General features: G+C 66.8%; 13 protein-coding genes and 2 pseudogenes. 7 read left to right on the top strand and 8 right to left on the bottom strand.

The window, feature by feature from the left end; genetic code table 11:
- Positions 1 to 167: 167 nt before the first annotated feature.
- On the top strand, positions 168 to 575 hold the full coding sequence (locus HAV39_RS38170; protein ID WP_191844026.1) for a hypothetical protein: 408 nt from the start codon (positions 168 to 170) through the stop codon (positions 573 to 575).
- Between the two features lie 208 nt (positions 576 to 783).
- Here the strand turns inward: HAV39_RS38170 and HAV39_RS38165 are convergent, their stop codons facing one another.
- Together HAV39_RS38165 and HAV39_RS43115 are read right to left on the bottom strand one after the other, a co-directional pair.
- The gene (locus HAV39_RS38165) at positions 784 to 1,125 is read right to left on the bottom strand and encodes a histone-like nucleoid-structuring protein Lsr2 (protein ID WP_191844025.1); all 342 of its coding nucleotides are present in this window, start codon (positions 1,123 to 1,125) and stop codon (positions 784 to 786) included.
- Between the two features lie 800 nt (positions 1,126 to 1,925).
- Positions 1,926 to 2,156: pseudogene (locus HAV39_RS43115) on the bottom strand (transposase); the annotation flags it as partial.
- Between the two features lie 460 nt (positions 2,157 to 2,616).
- Here HAV39_RS43115 and HAV39_RS38155 point away from each other — a divergent pair.
- The 3 genes and pseudogenes from HAV39_RS38155 to HAV39_RS38145 all read left to right on the top strand — a co-directional run.
- Positions 2,617 to 4,035, top strand: a complete 1,419-nt coding sequence (locus HAV39_RS38155) for a lipase/acyltransferase domain-containing protein (protein WP_191844024.1) — start codon at positions 2,617 to 2,619, stop codon at positions 4,033 to 4,035.
- Positions 4,032 to 9,806 carry a tetratricopeptide repeat protein gene (locus tag HAV39_RS38150; RefSeq protein WP_191844023.1) on the top strand — a complete coding sequence of 1,925 codons (5,775 nt, stop codon included), beginning with the start codon at positions 4,032 to 4,034 and terminating at the stop codon, positions 9,804 to 9,806. The genes HAV39_RS38155 and HAV39_RS38150 overlap by 4 nt, the downstream gene beginning before the upstream one ends.
- 225 nt (positions 9,807 to 10,031) lie before the next feature.
- A pseudogene (locus tag HAV39_RS38145) lies at positions 10,032 to 10,319 on the top strand (transposase); the annotation flags it as partial.
- Positions 10,320 to 10,360: 41 nt separating this feature from the next.
- Here HAV39_RS38145 and HAV39_RS38140 read toward each other — a convergent pair.
- From HAV39_RS38140 to HAV39_RS38120, 5 genes are all read right to left on the bottom strand, one after another.
- A complete protein-coding gene (locus HAV39_RS38140) occupies positions 10,361 to 11,248 on the bottom strand; it encodes a hypothetical protein (protein WP_191844022.1) in 888 nt (295 codons plus the stop codon).
- A 217-nt stretch (positions 11,249 to 11,465) separates the two neighbouring features.
- Positions 11,466 to 11,870: a hypothetical protein gene (locus HAV39_RS38135; protein WP_191844021.1), complete on the bottom strand. Its 405-nt coding sequence runs from the start codon at positions 11,868 to 11,870 to the stop codon at positions 11,466 to 11,468.
- The gene (locus HAV39_RS38130; RefSeq protein WP_191844020.1) at positions 11,867 to 12,424 is read right to left on the bottom strand and encodes a hypothetical protein; all 558 of its coding nucleotides are present in this window, start codon (positions 12,422 to 12,424) and stop codon (positions 11,867 to 11,869) included. The genes HAV39_RS38135 and HAV39_RS38130 overlap by 4 nt, the downstream gene beginning before the upstream one ends.
- A gap of 180 nt (positions 12,425 to 12,604) precedes the next feature.
- Complete coding sequence (locus HAV39_RS42390) at positions 12,605 to 13,036, bottom strand: DUF6283 family protein (RefSeq protein ID WP_203736792.1); 432 nt, start codon at positions 13,034 to 13,036, stop codon at positions 12,605 to 12,607.
- A gap of 93 nt (positions 13,037 to 13,129) precedes the next feature.
- A complete protein-coding gene (locus HAV39_RS38120; RefSeq protein WP_425321557.1) occupies positions 13,130 to 13,402 on the bottom strand; it encodes a M23 family metallopeptidase in 273 nt (90 codons plus the stop codon).
- A gap of 326 nt (positions 13,403 to 13,728) precedes the next feature.
- Here HAV39_RS38120 and HAV39_RS38115 point away from each other — a divergent pair, with 326 nt between their 5' ends.
- Positions 13,729 to 14,382: a DUF6518 family protein gene (locus HAV39_RS38115; RefSeq protein WP_191844019.1), complete on the top strand. Its 654-nt coding sequence runs from the start codon at positions 13,729 to 13,731 to the stop codon at positions 14,380 to 14,382.
- A 74-nt stretch (positions 14,383 to 14,456) separates the two neighbouring features.
- On the opposite strand, the gene HAV39_RS38110 is transcribed toward HAV39_RS38115, so the two are convergent.
- A complete protein-coding gene (locus HAV39_RS38110; protein WP_191844018.1) occupies positions 14,457 to 14,891 on the bottom strand; it encodes a M23 family metallopeptidase in 435 nt (144 codons plus the stop codon).
- 312 nt (positions 14,892 to 15,203) lie between these two features.
- On the opposite strand from HAV39_RS38110, the gene HAV39_RS38105 reads away from it, so the two are divergent.
- Together HAV39_RS38105 and HAV39_RS38100 are read left to right on the top strand one after the other, a co-directional pair.
- Positions 15,204 to 15,674 (top strand): NUDIX hydrolase, encoded by a 471-nt coding sequence (locus tag HAV39_RS38105; RefSeq protein WP_191844017.1) that lies wholly within the window; start codon positions 15,204 to 15,206, stop codon positions 15,672 to 15,674.
- 265 nt (positions 15,675 to 15,939) lie between these two features.
- Positions 15,940 to 16,989: a hypothetical protein gene (locus HAV39_RS38100; protein ID WP_191844016.1), complete on the top strand. Its 1,050-nt coding sequence runs from the start codon at positions 15,940 to 15,942 to the stop codon at positions 16,987 to 16,989.
- Positions 16,990 to 17,312 lie beyond the last annotated feature (323 nt).

The raw sequence follows: 17,312 nt of genomic DNA, 5'->3' as shown, positions 1-17,312 counted from the left end.
GCTTTGGCGGGTTGTCCGTACCGATGATTCGAACTGATGTACGATCAAGCTGACCTTGATCGTTACGGCAGCTGGGCAGGTCATGAACCGTCAGGCGAGCACGCGCCGACACTGCGGCCCGGCGCGCGGGTATGGCTGAAATGCCGGGACAGTCCGCCTACGGTCCGATGCCCACCACCGCTCAGTTGGCAGACCTCGCACGGCCGGTCCCACCGCTGGTGACGGTGTCCGGCGTCGGCGAAGGCATCGTCCCGGCGGCGCTGCTGTTCTGGGGGCAAGGCGACGACGGATGGCACGCCGGCATCGCCTGGATCTATCGCATCTTCCGGGGCCAGCCGCTGCGCGCGCTGCTGACGACGTGGGTGCCGGCGGGGCAGGTCCGCGAGCGCGCCGGTGAGAGCTACGAGCGGGTGCCGCGGATCGTACTGCGCGGACCTGCTTCGACCTGGCCGGTGCTGCCACCCGCGTACCCGAAGATCGGGCCGGAGTGGGTCGAACGGCACCACCACACGGTGCGGGCGGACCCGACGGGGGAGTACGCCGACCTGCGCGACGACATCCGCGCCGGACCTTAGTGGAAGTGGACAACCCGTCGCAGGTCCCTGCCGTGGACAGGACTGGCTGTAACCGCGTCCGTCGCGACACGTCGAAGGGTGGCTGCGTGCGTGGTGGGAGCGCCATCAGACTGCCACTCCCACCACGCCGGGCTCGCACCCTGCTCAACTACATCGATTATGCCTGTGGGCGTGCGGAGATGGCAAGAGGTCGCCATGGATGGCTGGCTCAGCGCAGCCCGGCGGCGAGGTAGGCGTCGACCGTCTTCTGCGGAATGCGCCCGCGCTCGGCGACCGGCTCACCCCGGGTCGCCGACCAGTCACGAACCCGCCGATTGAATGCGGCCTGTCCGTCGGCCGTGGGCCGCGCGCCGCGGCCCTTGCCGTTCCCGTCGAGGCTTCTGCGGCCGGCGGCGATGAACGGCGCGAGCGCTGCGGCGAGCAAGGCACGGTTGGGGGCGCTGAGGTCGATCTCGTAGGCGACGCCCTCGTAGCTGAAGCGGGTGCTTTCGACGCTGGCATCGGAGCCGTCGAGGTCGTCGGTGGAGACGACGATGGTGCGACGTGCCACAAGGATCTCCTTCGTGTGTGCTCGCGCCGCTGCCGGCGACCAACGGGGATCAGCGGGCCAGGTCCACCGTCAGCACGCCAGAGCCTACGCAGAAACACTGGTACGCCTGGCGGACAGAATGGTGCCACAGATCCTCACTGCCGACTAATGAACGTGATCAATCGGGCAATGGCAGACTCACCTGAGATCCTGCCGGTATAGCCACTCTCGCGAACTTTGATCGACCCGCATTTGACGGACGTACGCTCCAGTTTGGCGGGTCTCGACCTGCCATGCCTGCAGCTATGCGGGCCGATCGCGACGCGGACTTATACGATCGGCTGGCATCGCGCCGAGTCCTCGCAAGTCGATCTGGGCGAGTCCGGCCGGCCCGATGGACCACACCGAAGCCGGCCGCCCACGCCAGCAGCGTGCGGTAACCAACAGCGGTAGCCGGGAACGACCCGGTCGCCAGCACCTCACCCAACACTGTGGTCACGGCTGCGACATGGACGTCCTTATGCGTATCGACTCCCAGAACGACTTCGTCCTGGCTTGCGGCGGCCGGCGCCGGAATGATGGGGGTGGTCATACGGCTCCTCGATTCGACGTCAGGGGCGATGGCCGACGCCGGACCGGGGGCCGCGGTCAGAACCGTGGTGGTGCCTGGTGCAAGGCTCCTATCGGGACACGCGGCACCGGGCCGACGTCGTCAAGCACCACTTCGACCGCCATGGACGACAGTTCGGGACCAGGGCATCTACGCCAGTTGCGGGACGGGTCAGTCCACGGAACCGCAGCGGCACACCCACATACTCACAGTTGCGGGAGTTGCCGCCGTTGTTGCCAACCGGATCGCCGCGCTCGTAGCCGAGATGGTCGGTGATCTCGCCTTCGAGCGCGGCTTCCAGAACGCGTTTGGTGAGCTGGGCCAGCAGGCCGCCCTCACCGGTCAGCTGCAGCCCGGCCGCACGGGCCTGCTCCACTAGTTGCCCGATCAGCTGGGCGTCGACTCCGTCGCTGTCCGGCCCGGTCGGCCTGCTCTTCGCCATGTCGTCATCAACGACGGCGGGGAGTGCATCGATCATTCGGTGCTCCCTTTGGAGGGGCTTACACCGTTTGTCTCGCCCTGCTGGAGATCCCAGGCATCGACTGGGTGGCCGCACCCTAGGACAAGAACCTCTGGCTGTCTCATGTGCCATTTGCGGCGACACCGGCTGTACCGATCGCTCTTCAAGAGATCCGACCGCGCCGCGCGCCACGGACGGGCGTCGGTGCCGGAGGCAGTGCGACCGTTGGTGCTTGACGCCTCCCTCCGCCGGGTACGGCCGCGTCAGCGCCGTGCTGTCCTCTGCCGCGTCTGCAGAAACCGCGCGAGTCGAGAGGTTCAAAAAGGCTGATATTTGCCGGCACTCCCGCCATCTACCTTTACTGTTAAAAGAGGCGGCTTGGTGTGGACTGGTGGATGCGGCCCAGGCGGGGGAGGCTGGGGAAATGGGACGCAGGCATCTGGTGTACGTGCTGCCCGGGATCGGTGGCAGCGTGCTGGAGCGGCGGCCCGAGGACGGCCTCAAACAGCCGGAGACTGTGTGGGACGCGGGCTTCTGCGACATCGCCGACCTGCTGTCGCGGCCGCGCCGACTGTCGATGGATGAGCCGCTGCGGGCGGTGGGTCTGATTGGCTCCAAGCGGCTGCTGCCGGGCTGGACTGTTGTCCGTGGCTACGAACGGCTTGTGGCGAACCTCCAGGCCCTGCCCGGTACGGTCATCGACGTTGGGCACCCAGACCGGCGGAACCCAGACGCGAACGTGGTGCTGTTCCCGTACGACTTCCGCCTCAGCGTCAGGCACGCCGCGAAGCTGCTCGCCGCCGACGTCCACGACCGGCTGCAGGATGTCGCCCCGTCCGAGCGGGCGGGGCGGGTCGTCGTGGTCGCCCATTCGATGGGCGGTCTGGTCGCCCGGTACTGGCTGGGCCCGTTGGAAGGCTGGTCGCTGTGCCGGGCTCTGATCACACTGGGCACGCCTCACCGGGGCGCCCCGAAGGCATTGCAGCTGCTGGCCAACGGTGTACGGGTGGCGGGGATCCGGCTTGATGGGGTGAGCGAGCTGCTGGGCCAGTGGCCGTCGATGGCCGAGTTGCTGCCCCGCTACCCGATGGTCTGGGACACCGCCGCCGCGGCTCCCCTCTACCCCCATGATGTGCCCCTGGACAGCCTGCGCTTGCTGGCGAAGCAGGGCTTCGCGCTGCATGAGGAGATCGAGCAGGCGTGGCAGGCGATGCCGCGCAGCGGCGCCGAGCCACAGGTGGTGCCCCGGCTGGGCTGGAGCCACCGCACTGCGGCCTCGGCGGTCTGGGATGGCCACGCGCTGAAGGTCAGCAAGTCGCTGCCGGGCTGGCTGGAGCTGGCGGGCTGGGAGGAAGATGATGGCGACGGCACCGTACCGGCGATCTCGGCCGTGCCGGTGGAGATGGACGGCCACGACACCTCCGGCTGGCGGGCCCGCGACCGCCACGGCCCCATTGTCGCCGCCGACTGGATCGCCGGCCTCGTCCAGGTCTACGAGGAACGGCAGAGGCTGACCGCGGCTCGCGGCGAGGAACGCGAGGCCGCCCTCGGCCTGGATGTGGACGAACTCCACGCCCAGGGCGCCACGATCCCGCTTCGGGTGTGGTTGTGCGGGGGCAGCCTGCCGCCGGAGGCCACCGGCGCGGCCGGGCTCGCGGTCTGGGCCACCGTGCGCCCGGTGCGCGGCCCACGGTCTGCGGTCGCGGAAGTTCGGCTCGAGTGGGACTGTGACGGAGGTAGCTACGTCACGGAACTGCCCGGCCAGGAGCCCGGTCTGTATGACGTGCGGGTGAGTGTTCGGGCCGTGCCCGGCGTCGGTGACCTGTCCACGTCCGACACCCTCGCGGTGGTGGTTCCATGAGTTCTGCCGGTTCGTGGCCCCGCTGGTCCCTCGATGGGGAACCGGCTGCGCTGGCCAAGTACGTGCTGCCCGACGAGGTGGCAGCCCTGCTCCACCTGCCCGGACCCCCGGCCGACAGCCGGCTTGGGCAGGCCCAGGCGGTGTACGAGGCACTGAGCGGTGCCGGTATCACCTACGCCCACGAGGAGCCCTCCGACGATCCCGACCGCCAGGTCATCCGTCAGCCCGGCGAGGTGCTGTGGTGCCCCAAGCACGCCACCTGTCTGGACCTCGCCCTGATCCTGGCTGGCGCCTGCCTCCACTCTGGCCTGCATCCCCTCGTCCTTATCCTCGACCCGCCCGAGCCCGGAGGCGCAGCCCACGCCCTGCTCGGCGTGTGGATCGACGACCTCGGCTCCGACGACTCCGACGGCATCCAGATCCCGGACATGGACGTATGGGCCAACCGCCCCGGAGGCTTCGACGAGCTGGTCCAGACCGACCCTACGGGGCCATGGAGGCCGCTGCTGCTGCTGGACCCGATCGGCGTTGCGCAGGCCCTGCCCTCCTCACCGATCCTCGGCACAAGCGCCGCCTTCACCGATGCTGCGCGTGCTGGGGCCCGCTACGCCCGAGAGTGGACCTGGCGTCTGGCTGTCGACATCGGCCGTGCCTGGCATGCCCGCGACACCCATGCTCCGGCTGACCGCCCTGACGACCAGCCGCTGCGCCCGCCGTATGTGGCGCTGGACCCGCTTGTGCACCGGCCCCTGCAGGTGCTGCAAGCCGAGCACGCGGTGGTGCCCTTCCAGGCCCGGGACGAGCTGACCATCCTCACCGACTGGTGCCGCACCGCCGCCGCCGGACCCTACACCGGCATCGCCGTTATCCATGGCGTCGGGGGCGCGGGCAAGTCCCGACTCGCTCTGGAACTCGCCCACCAACTAGCCACTCGCGACGGCTGGTACACCGGCTACTTGCGCGAAGGCGCCACCGGGCGGGACTGGTTGGGCACTGTCGTCTCCCCCACCCTCATCGTCCTTGACTACGCCGACGCCCGCACCGCCGACGCCGAACACCTATTGACCATCCTCAAACGCCGGGTCGACCGCGGCGCCGCGCCCGCTATCGTCATCATGACCGCCCGCGCCATCAACGGCCAATGGCTCACCACTCTACGCAGGACATGGAACCGCGACGGCCACCTCGTCCGCGAACGCGACCCCCTGCACCTCCCGCCTGAACACCCCGCCGGCGCCGCAATCTTCCGTCGCGCCGCCCGTATCTTCCACCAGAGGCCCGACACCGACCTTGATCTTGAGGCCGCCGACCAGGCCGCACCGGCCGATTGGACCACCCTGGATTACATCCTGCTGGCCCTCCTCGCCGCCCGCAGCCCCGACCAGCTCCCCACCACACGCGAGGAGCTTTACGAAGAAGTCCTTGCCCACGAACGCACCTACTGGACCCAGACCTACAACCGATTCGCCGGCCTGCCTAAAGACGCCGACGCTCCCCTCGACGTCCTCAACCGATCCGTCGCAAGCCTCACCTTGCGTGCGCCCACCACCCGCAAAGAAGTCCACGCCGCGCTACGCGCCGTGGAAGAGCTCCGCGACGACACACAATGGCGCGAGACAGTCCGCACCACACTGACCACCTGCCTGCAACCCGGGCCTGGCGAGCCCCTCGTCCTACGCCCGGACCCCATCGCTGACCACCTCACCCTCCACGAACTCCACGACGACGGAGCTCTGCTCACCAGCATTTTGGACGGTCTTGAGGGCTACCATCTTCTGTCCGCCCTGCGCCAGCTCAACCGCGCTGCCGCAGCTGCACCCGACAGCACCACAGACATGGTGACGGCGTGGGTCAGTGCCAGAACAGACCGCTGGAAGTCCCTCCTCCCTATCGCTATGGAGCAAGGCGGCACCGCACTATCCGCGCTCCACCGACTTATCGACGAAGACCCGGCGGTGCCCTGGCTCGGTGAACTCTCCAGCGCCATCCCGCTCACTTCGATCGGCCTGCCCGAACTCGGCCTGCATGCCGATCTGCGACGGCTCTCGATCCTGCGGGCCGATGACACCTCTCAACCCGCCAACATTGCTGCCCAGCTTCAACGCGTCGGCCTCCGCCAATACAACGTCGGCGATCGGCGGGCGGCTCTGGCCTCGATCACCGAGGCCATCGACTACTACCGCACCCTGGCGAAGACAGACCGGAACACCAACCTCCCCGACCTCGCCGACGGTCTCTGCAACCTCGCCGTCCAGCAGAGCGAGGCCGGCGATCGGCGGGCGGCTGTGGCCTCGATCACCGAGGCCATCAGCTACTACCGCACCCTGGCGAAGACAGACCCCACCACCCACCTTCCCGACCTCGCGATATCCCTGAACAACCTCGCCGTTCAGCAGGGGGAGGCTGGCGATCGGCGGGCGGCTGTGGCCTCGATCACCGAGGCCATCGAATATTGCCGCACCCTGGCAAAGACAGCCCCCACCACCCACCTCCCCATCCTCGCCTCGTCCCTGTACAACCTCGCTATCCAGCAGCGTGCGGATGGGGATCGGGAAGGGGCCCTGGCCTCGAACGCTGAGGCCGTCGGCTACTACCGCACCCTCGTGAAGACAGACCCGGCTACCCACCTTCCCAACCTCACCAAGAGCCTGTACAACCTCGCCAACCGGCAGGGTGATATCGGAGATCGGGAAGGGGCTCTGGCCTCGATCACCAAGGCCGTCAACTACTACCGCGCTTTGGCGAAGGCAAACCCGGCCGTCCATCTCCCCAACTTGGCGATGTCCCTGAATAACCTCGCCGTTCGGCAGAGCAAGGTCGGTGATCAGCGGGCGGCTGTTGCCTCGATCACCGAGGCCGTCGGCTACTACCGCACTCTGGTGAAGACAGACCCGGACACCCACCTTCCCAACCTCGCCAACAGCTTGTACGACCTCGCCGCTCGGCAGAGCAAGGTCGGTGATCAGCGGGCGGCTGTTGCCTCGATCACCGAGGCCGTCGAGTACTACCGCACCCTGGCGAAGACCGACCCGGACACCCACCTCCCCAACCTTGGCGACTACCTGAACAAGCTCGCCATCCTGCAGAGCAAGGTCGGTGATCAGCGGGCGGCTCTGGCCTCGATCACCGAGGCCGTCGACTACTACCGCACCCTGGCGAAGACCGACCCGGACACCCACCTCCCCGACCTCGCCGACAGCCTGAATAGGCTCGCCAGGCGGCAGACCAAGGTCGGCGACCATGAAGCGGCTCTGACCTCGAACGCCGAGGCCGTCGGCTATTACCGTGCTCTCGCCCAAGCAGACCGGGCCACCTATCTTCCCAACCTCGCCGACAGTCTGAACATACTCGCCGCTCGGCAGAGCGAGGTCGGTGATCAGCGGGCGGCTCTGGCCTCGATCACCGAGGCCGTCGGCTACTACCGCACCCTGGCGAAGACAGACCCGGACACCCACCTCCCCGACCTCGCCGACGGTCTGAACGACCTCGCCGTCCAGCAGAGCGAGGTCGGTGATCAGCGGGCGGCTCTGGCCTCGATCACCGAGGCCGTCGGCTACTACCGCACCCTGGCGAAGACAGACCCGGACACCCACCTCCCCGACCTCGCCGACGGTCTGAACAACCTCGCCATCCGTCAGAGCGAGGTCGGTGATCAGCGGGCGTCACTGGTCTCGCACACCGAGGCCGTCGGCTACTACCGCACCCTGGCGAAGACCGACCCGGACACCCACCTCCCCAAATTCGCGATGTGCCTGAAGAACCTCGCCAGGCGGCAGAGCAAGGCGGGTGATCAGCGGGCGGCTGTTGCCTCGATCACCGAGGCCGTCGGCTCCTACCGCACCCTGGCGAAGACCGACCCGGACACCCACCTCCCTGACCTTGCCGATAGCCTGAACGACCTCGCCATCCGGCAGAGCGAGGTCGGCGATCAGCGGGCGTCACTGGTCTCGCACACCGAGGCCGTCGCCTACCAGCGCACCCTCACCCAAACGAACCCGGCCGTCCATCTGCCCAACTTCGCGATGTACCTCAAGGGCCTCGCCATCCAGCAGAGCGAGGTCGGCGATCAGCGGGCGGCTCTGGCCTCGATCACCGAGGCCGTCGACTACTACCACGCCCTCGCCCAAGTGGACCTGGCCACCTATCTCCCCAAACTCGCCGACAGCCTGAACGACCTCGCCGTCCAGCAGGGCGAGGTCGGCGACCATGAAGCGGCTCTGGCCTCGCAAACCAAGGCCATCGACTACTACCACGCCCTCGCCCAAGTGGACCTGGCCACCTATCTCCCCAAACTCGCCGACAGCCTCAACAACCTCGCCGTCCAGCAGGGCGAGGTCGGCGACCATGAAGCGGCTCTGGCCTCGCAAACCAAGGCCGTCGACTACTGCCGCACCCTGGCGGACGCGGACCGGGCCACCCATCTCCCCAACCTCGCGATGTACCTGAATAACCTCGCCATCCGGCAGAGCGAGGTCGGTGATCAGCGGGCGGCTCTGGCCTCGATCACCGAGGCCGTCGACTACTACCGCACCCTGACGAAGGCAAATTCGGCTGTCTATTTTCCGAACCTCGCTGGCAGCCTGTACAACCTCGCCATCCGGCAGAGCGGGGTCGGCGATCAGGCGGCGGCTCTGACCTCGATCACCGAGGCCGTCGACTACTACTGCACCCTAGCGGAGACAGACTCGGATACCCACCTCCCCAACCTGGCGATATGCCTGAACAAGCTCGCCGACCTGCAGAACGGGGCCAAAGTCCCGTCTGCCGCCTGGGAGGAGGCCATCATTGACTTGGAACTCAGCCCGCTCGCCCAAGCGGAACTTCGTGTCCACTACTCCGACTATCTCGTTGCACATGCTGACGTCGCTCTTGCCGTAGAACAGCTCGTACGGGCGGCGCTGGCTTGCGCTGTCGGCGATCCATCATCCCTGAGCCGGGCACGGCAACAGGTACGGAGTACCGTAACGAGCCTCGGCATCCAAGATCCGCGGCTGCCCAACTGGGCTCGTGACCCCCTACCCGACGACGTTGTCGAACTTCTCAACCAATGGGCCAAGGTGGCCGGCTGGTCCGCCACCGAAGCATTCCTACGCGCGCACGCCGAGCGGCTCCTACAACCGGACTTCCGCCATCACTTGGAACTGGCTGCGGCTCTCTTCCCCCACAACCCGGCCATCGACAACCTCACTGTCTTCCTTGGCCAGGCCGATACGGAAGGCTTTGACATCGTCCTGGACCGTGGAAGGGCCCATTACGAAGTACCCCAGCTACTACGCGAGTGGGTCGCAACTCCCAGTTGGGCCGAGTCCAGAGACTTCCTCGAGGAACACGGCAGCAAACTACGCACGCGAGAAGTCCAGGCATTGCTCGCCGGGACAGACGCACCCAGCGCGCGTCTGCACCTCGCCATTCTCCAACTCACCGAAACTCTCACCTACGACGAGATCTACGAGATCGTCACCGACCGGGACGTCGCAATCGATCAGGCATTCACCGCCGTAGACCAGGCAGATGTCCCATTCATGCATCGCGTCCTAGACGCCCGCCCGGACGTACTTACTGGCATCACCGGAGCATTTTTCGCCACAGTATCCGCTGCGGCCCACAGCGATTCCGACCAGGCCCGCCAGCATGCCGAGGCCATCGCCGAGCACGGCACGGACATCCAACGCCGCGCCTACGCAATCCGGCTCCGTACCCTCGCCCGCCTCGCCCCCACGCTCAGCAACCTAGGAGAACTTGCAGAGTTAATCCAGCCTGACGAGCACTGACCAACTGCACGACAGGAGCCGGAACAACCAACGCAACGATTGAGGGCCAACGGAAGACGCGCCGCTGACAACCACGGAACCCCATCGTGGAACAGTAAATCTTTGAGACACGTGATCTCGTGTCACGACAGTGGGGACTGTTGAACGAACAGCTTTGGCTCACATTCGGTGGTATGAACCGCACCGGGTTTGGTAGCGGCCCGACCTCTTGTGGAGGATCGAGCCGTGTCACGTTCGAGTGTGTACCCGGCTGAGCTTCGTCAGCGCGCGGTGCGGATGGTCGCCGAGGTGCGGCCGAACTACGACTCCGACTACGCCGCGATCACCGCGGTAGCTCAGAAGCTGGGCATCGGCACTGCCGAGACGCTGCGCAAATGGGTGCGGCAAGCTCAAGTCGACACAGGCGCGAGGCCGGGTGTGACCAGCGAGGAGTCCGCGGAGATCAAGCGGTTGCGGCGAGAGGTCGCCGAGTTGCGCCGCGCCAACGAGATCTTGAAAGCGGCTTCGGTTTTCTTCGCGGCTGAGCTGACGGATATCGGGCCCGACTTGGCGGCTCATCGCGAGGTGCCCGCGGGCTGCGACTGGGCGCGACGTCCGGGTGCCGCAAGCAGGCGGTGAGCGCCTTCGGCCAGCAGCCGCGGCGTGGGCCGAGACCCTGCGGCCGCCAACGGCCGCGATTCCGGCACGGTAACCGCAGCTGCCGGGACTCCGCCGTCCTGCGTACGACGACGGCGGCGGCGAACGCCGCGCGGCCGGCCGGGTGTGGCGGCTGGCGCGTCGGCGAACATGGCGAAGATGGCGTCGACGTCTTCGGCCGCGGCGATGAGCGCGGTGTTGAGCCGGTTGAGGTGGCCGGCACCGTCGAGGACTGCCGGGACGGTGATCAGCCGCCGCAGCGTTCTGGCCTGCTTGGCGAGGCTGGCCGCGTCAGCGACGATTCGCGGTTGAGTCGTCAGCGAGGACTGCGGCTCAGGGTCCGTGGGCTTGGCCTGCTGGGCTGTGGCCGTCGGCGACCGTTGCGGGCTCGGTTCTTCGCTCCTGGCGGGCTCGCAGGCAGCGGCCGGGGTCTGCCGATCGCCGGTGTCCGGCGTGCAGGTATCGGGTTCGTCGCCGGCGGTCGGCTGTGCTGCGACGATGATGTCCTGCTCGACAGGTGTGCTTCGCAGCCGGTCTGCGGCGAACGCGATGTCGGCGATCGCGGTCTTCAGCATGAGCAGGACCTGCTCGAGTTCGGTTTCGCTGAGCTTGTCGGCGCCCTCGGCCAGGCTCTGGCGCAGCTGCGCAGCGATGCCCGCCAGCCGCTGCGCGGATACCACCGCGTCAGACAGATCAGCTGCGGGGACCGAAGGATTGGCGCGTAGGTACGCGGTGGTGCAGGAGTGGATCTTTCGCACTGTTGTTCTCCCTGTACTCGGACAGGGTGAGCGGCCTCGGCCGCTCACCCTGATGGGTGTCAGCGGCCGTGATGCGGCGGCTCAGACCGGCTTATGCCAGCTGGTATGGGAACAGGTTTTGCATGGCGGGCCGCGTTGTCAGGTGCGGCGCTTGCGTGCGGCGGGGGTCAGCGGGCGGGCAACGGTGATGAACGGCTTGAGCGCTTCGTTCAGCCGGCCGACGTTATCGGGGTGCAGGTCGATGCTGTAGGAGCGGTGAGGCGTTCTAGCCGATGGCGGTGCTGGTGGTGGCGGTGGATCCAGGGCAGCGGTTCGGGCAGCCCGGGTGCTGCCACGGCGGCGAACTCGCGTCGACCAGCGCCTGCGACCATGGGCATCGCTGCCCGTCGGGTCCGGCGTGCTCGTCGATCGTGAAGGTGGTTGCGGAGGTGAACAGATGCACGACGTCACCGGCGAGGTGTTCGGCGGCGGCGGCCATCGCCGACCACGCCGAGGCGGGCATCTCGCCGTCGGCCTCCTCCCGGGCGTAGGCGCTGGTGTGCTCGCTGTCGAACGCCGCCGCGGATGCGATGTAGGCCGTGGCCCGTTCGGCGGCGATGACGATGACCATCGGTGTGGCGGTGCCTGCTGCGGCCTGGGCCGGCAGCGGGGTTGGCGTGGGGCCGGTCACGGCTGCGGCAGGATCTGTGTTGACGCCAGTCGCGGGTCGACCCATCCCTGCAGGGTGATGGCCATGCCTTCGGTCGTGTCGACGAGCAGGTCCTGTGCGAGTTCGGCGCGGTCGGTGCCGAAGATCCGCCAGTTGAGCGTTCGGGCGGGGGCCCAGTCTTGATGCCAGGTGCCGTTGCTGCCGATCGCGCAGGCGTTGGGCATGAGCTGCCGCATCCGTAGAAGGGCTGCGGTGACCGCGAGGTCGTAGGGGAGCTGTTCGGTTTTGACGAAGCGCCATACGGCGCAGTCGTCGGGTGTCTGGCTGTGCACTCGCCCCGGCGGGTTGATCGTCAAGGTGTCCAGGTGCAGGTTGTTGGCGATGTCGCCGTTGAAGCAGATGCCCTTGGCCACGTCGATTCGCGGCGGTGCGGCCGCCGATGGGCCGGTGATGACGATGCCGTGGCTTTCGGTCACGGCGGAGATGATGCGAGCGGTGTCGCTGACCAGGTGCGGCCAGGCGTCGGCGTATTCGGGGCTGCCTGGCTGGATCCGGAAGGTGTGGGTGTAGCCCATGTTTTGTCCTTCGGAGGCGGACCGTTGGATGATCATCCCGGCGCCCAAGGTGATCCCGGCCACCGCGGCGGCCGGGTGCGCAGCATCGGCACCGGGGTTTGCACGTCGTAGCGACGGCGTGGAATCGGAGCGGGTTCGCTGCCCACTGGTGCGGTATCGCCGGCGGTGGGCCGGGTGAGGTCAGGCGTTCAGGTCGCTGCGCGTCCGGGTGATCTTCTGGATGGCGCGGCGGGCGCGTTCGTCTGGGGCGTCGATCGAGGCGCGGCCGTGGGCGGCGGCCTCGTGCCCAGACGCGAATAGGGGCACAGAGCAGACGTAGGCCCTGGCCGTGCGGACGTCGTGGGCGGTCATCTGGCCGACCAGCGGCGCCACGCGCAGGGCCAGCAGGTTGTCGGCGCCGTGGCAGCCGACCCACCCGGCGCAGACCTTCACCTGCGGGCTGTCGCGTTCGGTCTGGTGGCAGACGAACACCTGTTGTGGCTGGTGGGCGATGTCGTTGTCGTAGGGCTCGAGCTTGTCGTACTCGTGGCCGGCCCAGATCCCGGACGCGACGCCGCGTGCGTACGGGCACGACTCGCACGGCCGCGGAGCTGGCGGACCGATCGGGTTCACGGTGTCTCCTGCGAAGGTGAGGCGCCGCAGGGGCCGCTGACGGCATCCTCCGGGTTGGCGCGCCCGGGCGCCAACCCGTGAGGAACGCCCTGCTCAGCGCGTATCTTGGGTCAGGTCGACCCCACGGGCGGCGAAGTAGCCGACCGGATCGAGAGCGTTGGCCTCGATGGCGGGTTGTCCGGAATGTGCTTCCAGGTGCAGGTGTGGGCCGGAGGAGTGGCCGCTATTGCCGACCAGGCCGATGATCTGCCCGGTGATGACATCGTCGCCGACTTCGACAGATGGGCGGCGCAGCATGTGGCAGTACCGCGTGACGGTCCGGTCGAGGTGCAAGATCTCGGCATACCAACCTTCTCTGCACCTGATCTTGCCGCTTGTGATCCCTGATCCGGCCGTGTTGGTGAGGCTGGGGGCTAGGTGGGCTGACGCATGGCTGGGCTTCGCGGCTCGGCGGCGCTGCCGGTGACACGTTTTGACCGAGTTTGGTCAGCGGTCGGTCGTGTTCCTCGGCTGATGGGGAGGTCGCGCCCCCTGGTTGGCGGCTCGGGGTGGTAGAACGACAGGTTGTGGCGTTCATTCAGCGGCCTGGGTCGGAACCGAAGGCCGGAGCGGAGACGCCTGCCGCGCCCGCGCCGGGTGTTGTAATCGACGGACCACTTGACTGGTCACTTGTCTGGTCGGCGGGAGTGCCTTTGGGTGCTTTCGCGTTTCTCGGCGACGTACTGCCGGAAGCAGCAGGCCGTGTCGTGCTGACGTTGACTAGCAATGGATTCGCCTGGGGCGCAGCGGCGCTAGTGGCGGGATACTTTGTGCGCGCCGCTCGCCGGGCTCCAGTGGTGGCAACCGCGTTGCTGGCGGTCGCGACGGCCGTGTACTACGGCCTCGTCCTGGTCGTGTCGCAGCGGTGGAGTTGGGCGACCCTGAACGACGACTCGTCGGGAGACGTTGTTTGGCTGCTTTCAGTTGCCCGGGCAGCGGGTTTCTGGATGCTGATCGCCGTCGGAGCGGGACCCGTCCTCGGTCGCCTCGGCCACGCCATCAGGAACGGATCGCGTTATCGTTCCTCCTTCGCCGCAGGTCTGGCCTTCGGCCTGCTGGCCGCTGAAGGATTGTTCCAACTCGGCCGATTTCGCTGGCCGATCCTCGACGACTTCGTCCGTGTGATCGTGGTGTCCAGTGCGGCGACCGTGGCGCTATCTCTGATAGTCACCGTGATTCTCCTGATGCGTCGGCCAGCGTGCGCGTCCTGGTGGGCATACCTGGCCTCTGCGGTGGTCGCAGGTGGGCTCAGTTCGATGTTGTGGGGCCTGATCGACATATTCAGAAGCTCCGGATTCCGCTTGTAGGCGAGGGCGCCGATGTGAGTCGAGGCGCCATGCCGATCCCCCAGCCGCACGATCTTCGATGCTGAGGCTGTGTGTTAGGGCTTTGGCGCATCCAGGGAGACGCCTACTTCGTGAAGGAACGCCTCAGGATCTTGGGCGTTCTGGCTGGTCGCGGGGTTGCCGGTGTGGATCTCCCAGTGGAGGTGTGGGCCGCTGGAGTGTCCGGAGGTGCCGACGATGCCGATGGTCTGTCCGGCGGTGACGGTTTGCCCGACGTGGACGTAGGGCTGGACGAGCATGTGGCAGTAGCGGTGCACGAGTGTGCCGGTGAGGATTTCGGTGTACCAGCCGCAGCCTGCGTGGGACGGTGATCCGTCCTGGTCGCACGATGTTGGGCGACCGTCGAGGCTGGCGTTGCAGCGGACCTTGATGACGGTTCCCGCGGCGGCGGCGCGGATCGGGGTTCCCTTCGGTGCTGAGATGTCGATACCGTTGTGGGTGGGACGTTCGGCGGTGCGGAATCCGGACACGAGCGGGTGGCCGGGCAGTGGGTGGGTCCATCCGGCTGGGGAGATCGTCGAGCCGTCGCATGCGATGAGCGCACCGCCGAGGGCGGATGTAGGGTCCGCCGCCGAGTGAGCAATCCTGCGCGGTGGCGCTCAGCCGATCCGGGCGATCTGAGCAGTTACCGTTCTGCTGATCTTGAGCACTGTCGCGCGCTTGTCTAGCCGACAGAGGGCTTGGCGGCGTGGTGCAGAAATTCGCGCCAGCGATCGACCTCCGCCGACGGTTGCGATGCGCGGATCTTGGCATTGGCATAGGGTCCGGAGGGAGGTGCGGTGATGAGTTTCCGGCTGGCGGTGTATGCCGTGTGCATCGAGGACGGGCGGGTGCTGCTTGCCCGTTACGTGTCACCGAAGGGTGACACTCACTGGACTCTTCCGGGCGGCAAGGTCGAGCACGCGGAGGATCCGTTCGATGCGGTGATCCGGGAGGTCGCCGAGGAGACTGGCTGCGACGCGATGGTCGAATGCCTGCTGGGTGTGGACTCGCGGGTGACACCTGCGGCCGAACGCTTGCTCGGCGGCCCGGAGCACCAGAATGTCGGCATCTTCTATCGCGTCCGTATCACCGGCGGCCGGCTCCGGCCCGAGCCGAACGGCGACACCGCTGAGTCGGTCTGGACTCCGATACCCGACGTCAGTTGCCTGCGCCGGTCATCGCTGGTCGACATTGGCCTTACGCTGGCTCAGACCGCTCCGGCAACCGGCCACGTCGCTCCCGTCCCGGTCGGCGGCCTGATCCAGCACTGAGACCACCCCGCCCGGGTTCTCCTGGAAGTGGCGCAAGCGCCATCTCGGGCGCCATTTCCGCGAGAAGGTGCCATCCTCGATGAGTATCTACAAGTCATTTAGGTTCTCGTGGCGCTTCTCGCCTGACGCGCTCACTATCAGCAAGCGCACGTGGTTACGGAGCTTGAGGTCGCCGCGCCTTTCTCAAGATCATATCGTTTCACCGGCGAGGCGATCAGACGACCAGCCAATGGCTGAGATCCGCGCCAGCTGATCTAATCGTGGCATGCTGGCCAACCTCCTACCTGGCTTCCGCGAGGTTCGCACGCCGCTTGCCGCCGGATATTTATGGCTTTCTTGCGGGTGGATGGTTTTCGGTAACACGACATCCTTTGCCACGTCGACCGCCGGAAGGAGCTTGAGTGATTTTCTCGGCGCGATTGGACCGTGGGCGGCGGCTGGAGCAACAGCCCTCGCCGCGTACCTTATCGGCGTGCTGTCGGTCGCTGCGACGACTTCTGCAACCGACCTCGTAGCTCGATGGCGGAACCGGCGAATGCAGGGTTGGATTGGCGGCTCCCGGTCAGATCACTTCGGGCTTCTCGGTCGAGTGGCCGCATCACGATCTCACATCGTCGACGGCGAAGCTGTGCTCAGTCAAAGCTTTGACGATCGTGTGCTTCTGGATGTCCGCCGCGCCGACGGCAGCGGTTTTCATAGGACGATATTGCGAAATGAGGAGGCCGACCTCGCCTCACTTCTCGACAATGCGAACAACCGGCTGGACCGGTGGCTCGCGAACCAGCCAGATGCCATCGACCTGTCGGCTGTGCTCGCAAGTTCGGAGTACAGGGAATTCACGGAAGGGTACCGGCAGATTGCCCAGCAGCTTGACGAGGAAGTCGACGCCGAACAGGTTGAAAGGGACGCAAACCAGCTAGCGCGATTCAGCACGGCCTCCGAGATCTCGCACCGCCTCCGAGGCGATCTCCCGTTCGTTCTCACGCGTCTCATCGGTGCTGAGCCCGACCTTTACAGTGCCGTCGACAGGCGGAACACAGAAGGCGAATTCCGCGCTGCCGTCAGCCTGCCGCTCGCCACACTTGTTTGCATCGTTGCAGCCTTGTACCAGCCGCTGGTGCTGCTTGGCCTGGCTCTTCCATGCGTCCTGTTCTGGCTTGGGCTGCAGCGACGCCGGGACGCGCTGCTTACACTCGCCCAAGCGTTGTATTCCGGCCGCGTTTGGTCGCCTGTGCTGGGTGGCCCTTTCTCCGGCGTGAGCAAAGGCAAAGTCGACATGCCTCGGGCCGAACCTGTCGTTGATCACGAATTGTGATGACAGCTCCCGGGCCGCGACCTGTTGGCGAGATTGCAGCCTGGGAACGACTCGGGCCGCCATGCCGAGATGTTATCCATCCATGCCGCAAGCGGCATCGATGGTGACACGATCTTGAGAAGGTCACCGAGATTGAGAACCTACAAGTTATGCGGGTTTGCGCCGGAAATGTCGGATCTGACAGTGCTGACCAGGGGTTGTCCTCGGATTTCTCACCGATCTGTCCGCGGCTTTTCTCGCCGATCTGTCGGAATCTTCAGGATCTTGCTGGTGGCGGCGTGGTCTTCGGTGCCTTCTTGCCGCGTTTCGGGATGACGTTGGCG

Origin of the sequence: Catellatospora chokoriensis (assembly GCF_011297315.1) — a bacterium.
Taxonomy (GTDB): Bacteria; Actinomycetota; Actinomycetes; order Mycobacteriales; family Micromonosporaceae; genus Catellatospora; species Catellatospora citrea.
Note: the sequence above shows the minus strand (reverse complement) of the source record. Positions and strands in the feature narration are given on the sequence as shown.

Bases quoted from the DNA above. Each gene is read 5' to 3' on its own strand.
- HAV39_RS38100 (WP_191844016.1), top strand. From the start codon at position 15,940: ATGCTGGCCAACCTCCTACCTGGCTTCCGCGAGGTTCGCACGCCGCTT.
- HAV39_RS38170 (WP_191844026.1), top strand. From the start codon at position 168: ATGCCCACCACCGCTCAGTTGGCAGACCTCGCACGGCCGGTCCCACCG.
- HAV39_RS38105 (WP_191844017.1), top strand. From the start codon at position 15,204: ATGAGTTTCCGGCTGGCGGTGTATGCCGTGTGCATCGAGGACGGGCGG.
- HAV39_RS38150 (WP_191844023.1), top strand. From the start codon at position 4,032: ATGAGTTCTGCCGGTTCGTGGCCCCGCTGGTCCCTCGATGGGGAACCG.
- HAV39_RS38130 (WP_191844020.1), bottom strand. From the start codon at position 12,424: ATGGGCTACACCCACACCTTCCGGATCCAGCCAGGCAGCCCCGAATAC.